Raw genomic sequence first — 4,209 nt, 5'->3', positions numbered from 1 at the left:
CCCTAAAAAGTTTGACGTTGGCATTGCTCTCGGCTGTCAACGGATCACTGCGACGTGCGCGGTCACAGGCTGCATTGAGCGTTCTAAGCTGATCGATCACGCAGGAATGAAACAGCAGTGTCCAGCCGTGCGCCTGCGTCACAGCGCAACATCGCCGTCGATTTCATCGGCAAGATCGACCGGTTCAACGGCACCCCTTGCCAGCGCTGCCAGAAGTTCAGCAGGTAACGGATGCACGTTGCGGCCATTTTGAATGTCTGACGCGAGCACCGTCAGGAAGGCCCCAATGGCCGGATCTTCGTGTGCAGCATCGGCCCGCGTAACAACGATCTCCCCGTCCTCGCGAAGATCGAAGGCGATTTTGCTCCCAACATCGACGCCCAAAGCTTGGCGGATAGATTTGGGCAGCGTCACCTGCCCTTTCGATGTCAGCGTCGAGATTTCGTGGAGGTTGGGCATAGGGGCGCTCCGCTATTGCTCAATATGGTAAGGAATGATCCTTACCGTGTCAACTACTGAGGAACCCTTGGGCCGGTAAGGTGGATTAAATGGAAGAATACCCGGATAAAGAATTTAGCCTTGCCAAGGCGCTGCCCGTTATGCGTGTCTAGAAGAGTCGTGTGAAACCTCAGGATCGCTTTGAGTGGGGAGCAGAATGGCACGGATTTTTATATCCCACTCCAGCCACGATAATCTTGACGCCGCCGATATAAAAACCTGGCTTGCCGCGAGGGGGTTCTCGCTCATCTTTCTCGATTTCGATAAAGAGAATGGTATCGAACCCGGCGCGGATTGGGAAAAGACTCTGTATCGCGAGGTGGACCGTGCTCAGGCGTTGGTCCTGATTCTCACGCAAAACTGGCTGGCGTCAAAATGGTGTTTTGCCGAATTCACCCAGGCGCGGGCGCTTGGTAAAGAGATCGTGCCGCTGGTTCTGGTGCCCGACCTTAAAACAGTGATCGGTCGTGATCTTCAAAGCATCAATCTGACAGTGGACCGCGCCGCTGGGCTTGAGCGCCTTGAGAAAAAGTTGCGCGACCTGAGCCAACACTCTCCGGAAGGATTTGAGTTGCCGCCCGGCGTCGCGCCTTATCCTGGCCTAACCGCCTTCGAAGAAAACCGTGCGGCGGTCTTCTATGGGCGCGATGACGAAATCCGCCAAGGGCTCAATCGGCTTAACCGTAGCCGCACTTTTGGCAGCCCCAAGCTGCAGTTGCTGCTTGGGGCATCCGGCAGCGGAAAATCCTCCTTTCTGCGCGCTGGCCTGGTTCCGCGTCTTAAACGTGACCCCACGAATTGGATTGTCCTGTCGCCCTTCCGCCCCGGCCGCGCGCCAGAGGCCAAACTTATCGATTGCCTGTTGCTTGCCACTCCACACGACCCGGCACAAGGAGCTGCTTGGCGGGCTGTTTTGGCCAGCTCCGCCCCTACCCAGGCTCTGACAGAGATCGCGCGCGCCTTGCGCTTTCAACACGGGGCGCTTGATGCGTCCATTTTCCTGCCTATCGATCAGTTGGAGGAGGCCTTTACCATTGCTGGGGCAGAGGACGCCGCCAAGTTTTTTGATCTTCTTACGGCCCTTCTTGACCCAGCGTTACCCTTTGTTGTTCTGGCAGCGTTGCGGGACGACCATCTCGACCAACTTCAAAGAAACGCTAACCTTGCTGTGGCCGATAATGTTTTTTCGCTAGGACCGATGCCTCTCGAACGCATTGGTGCGCTCGTCCGGGGACCGGCGCGGATGGCGGGCCTCAAGATTGACGATGACCTTGTAACGACGCTAACCCAAGATGCGCGGACGGGCGACGCGCTGCCCCTCATTGCCTTTGCCCTCGACGATCTGTATCAGCGTGTGGGGCAGGATAAAGCGGTCCTAACGGTGGCGGATTATGAGGCCCTGGGGGATCGCGATAAAGGCATTCGACCGCTCGAAAACGCTGTACGCAAGCGCGCAGAAGAGGCGCTGCCCGACCTTGCGTCGCAATCGGACTAGGCCCAAGCCCTGCGGGCGGCCTTTATCCCGGCGTTGGTGCGGGCGTCGCCCGAGACAGGGGCATTCACCCGCCGCCCCGCGCCGCTCGCCGCCCTGCCGCCAACGGCGAAACCGCTGATCGAACGCCTGATTGACGCGCGGCTGCTGGTGCGCCGCTTTTCGGAATCGGCAGGTGAGAGTGTGGTCGAGGTGAGCCATGAGGCGCTGTTCCGCGTCTGGCCCCTGCTGGCCGATTGGCTGCGCGAAGAGAGGGCTTTTCTGCAAGGAAAGGGTCGCTTCGATCAAAGCTTTACGACCTGGCGCAACGTGGCAAAGTCGGCCAAGGCCGGAGCGGTCCTTAGTGGCCTCGAGCTTGATCAGAATTTAGCCTGGCTGAAGGAGCGCCCCGTCCGCTTTACCCCAGAGGAAACCGCCTATATTCACGCCTCGGACCGGGCGCGGCGGGCGCAGCGATACTGGACACGGGGGCTGATCGGCGGGATTTTTGCCGCTCTTCTCGTCGGGCTCGCGGTAAGCAGCTATTTTTATATCCAGCAGCGGAACGCGGCGGAGAAAGCGCAGAAGAGCCTGACCGCAGCGACGGAAACCGCGAACGGTCTCATCTTCGATCTCGCGCAGAAATTCAAAGGTCGGGGCCTACCGAACGCCATGGCGCGCGAAATTCTGGATCGGGCCCGGCAGTTATTGGAGCGGCTTACCGAAGGCAATGAAGCGGATCCGGCGCTTCAGCGGAGTAGAGTTGCGGCCCTGAATGAGCTATCGCACACGCTTGACGATTACGGGGATCCCGACGGGGCCTTAGGCCTGGCCCGGCAGGGGCTGTTAATCGCCCTGAAACTCGCATCTGAAGAACCTGGAAATAGACAGTTTCAGCGTGACCTGTCGGTTAGTCTGGAGCGTATAGGCGACACTCTCGGGCGCAGCGATCCGGCACAAGCCCTAACCCTCTATGAGGAAGGGTTAGCAATTCGCCGGAAACTAGTGGCCCAGGAACCGGGGAATACAGCGTTTCAGCGTGACCTGTCGGTCAGTCTGAACAAGATCGGCGACACTCTGGGGCGGAGCGATCAGGCGCAAGCCGTAGCCCTCTATCAGGAAGGGCTGGCGATTCGCCGGAAACTAGTGGCCCAGGAACCGGGGAGTACNAAGCCCTAACCCTCTATGAGGAAGGGTTAGCAATTCGCCGGAAACTAGTGGCCCAGGAACCGGGGAATACAGCGTTTCAGCGTGACCTGTCGGTCAGTCTGAACAAGATCGGCGACACTCTGGGGCGGAGCGATCAGGCGCAAGCCGTAGCCCTCTATCAGGAAGGGCTGGCGATTCGCCGGAAACTAGTGGCCCAGGAACCGGGGAGTACAGCGTTTCAGCGTGACCTGTCGATCAGTCTGAACAAGATCGGCGACACTCTGGGGCGCAGCGATCCGGTACAAGCCCTAGCCCTCTATCAGGAAGGGTTAGCGATTCACCGGAAACTAGCGGCCCAGGAACCGGGAATACAGAGTTTCAGCGTGACCTGTCGGTTGGTCTGGAGCGCATAGGCGACACTCTCGGGCGCAGTGATCCAGCACAAGCCCTAGTCCTCTATCAGGAAGGATTAGCGATTCGCCGGAAACTGGCGGCCCAGGAACCGGGGAATACAGCGTTTCAGCGTGACCTGTCGGTTAGTCTGGAGCGTATGGGCGACACTCTTGGGCGCGTTGATCCAGCACAAGCCCTAACTCTCTATCAGGAAGGATTAGCGATTCGCCGGAAACTAGTGGCCCAGGAACCGGGGAATAAAGCGTTTCAGCGTGACCTGTCGATCAGTCTGAACAAGATCGGCGACACTCTGGGGCGGAGCGATCCGGCACAGGCCCTAGCCCTCTATCAGGAAGGGCTGGCGATTCGTCGGAAACTAGCGGTCCAGGAACCGGGGAATACAGCGTTTCAGAGTGACCTGTCGGTTAGTCTGGACCGCATCGGCGACACTCTGGGGCGCAGCGATCCGGTACAAGCCCTAGCCCTCTATCAGGAAGGGTTAGCGATTCGCCGGAAACTGGCGGCCCAGGAACCGGGGAATATCGAGTTTCAGCGTGACCTGTCGGTTAGCCTGGACCGCATGGGCGACACGCTGGGGCCTAGTGATCCGGCACAAGCCCTAGTCCTCTATCACGAAGGGCTGGCTATCGCCCGGAAACTGGCGGCCCAGGAACCGGGGAATATCGAGTTTCAGACGG

At 59.1% G+C, this 4,209-nt stretch carries 3 protein-coding genes and 1 pseudogene; 3 read left to right on the top strand and 1 reads right to left on the bottom strand.

The window, feature by feature from the left end; translation table 11 throughout:
* Window positions 1-138: 138 nt before the first annotated feature.
* On the bottom strand, window positions 139-459 hold the full coding sequence (locus tag CHR90_RS00395) for a type II toxin-antitoxin system PrlF family antitoxin (protein ID WP_094406594.1): 321 nt from the start codon (window positions 457-459) through the stop codon (window positions 139-141).
* Between the two features lie 196 nt (window positions 460-655).
* Here CHR90_RS00395 and CHR90_RS19855 point away from each other — a divergent pair.
* The 3 genes and pseudogenes from CHR90_RS19855 to CHR90_RS00375 all read left to right on the top strand — a co-directional run.
* Window positions 656-3,148 (top strand): annotated as a pseudogene (locus CHR90_RS19855) (toll/interleukin-1 receptor domain-containing protein).
* A gap of 38 nt (window positions 3,149-3,186) precedes the next feature.
* Window positions 3,187-3,531, top strand: a complete 345-nt coding sequence (locus CHR90_RS00380; RefSeq protein WP_094406588.1) for a hypothetical protein — start codon at window positions 3,187-3,189, stop codon at window positions 3,529-3,531.
* Between the two features lie 137 nt (window positions 3,532-3,668).
* Window positions 3,669-4,209, top strand: a 541-nt coding sequence (locus CHR90_RS00375; RefSeq protein WP_212668574.1) for a hypothetical protein, incomplete at its 3' end; no start/stop codon positions are given.

It is taken from the genome of Elstera cyanobacteriorum (assembly GCF_002251735.1).
GTDB lineage: Bacteria > Pseudomonadota > Alphaproteobacteria > Elsterales > Elsteraceae > Elstera > Elstera cyanobacteriorum.
The sequence above is the reverse complement of the archived record's forward strand: the minus strand, read 5'-3'. Positions and strand labels throughout refer to the sequence as shown.

Coding starts and splice junctions, on each gene's coding strand:
- CHR90_RS00395 (WP_094406594.1), bottom strand. CDS start 459: ATGCCCAACCTCCACGAAATCTCGACGCTGACATCGAAAGGGCAGGTG.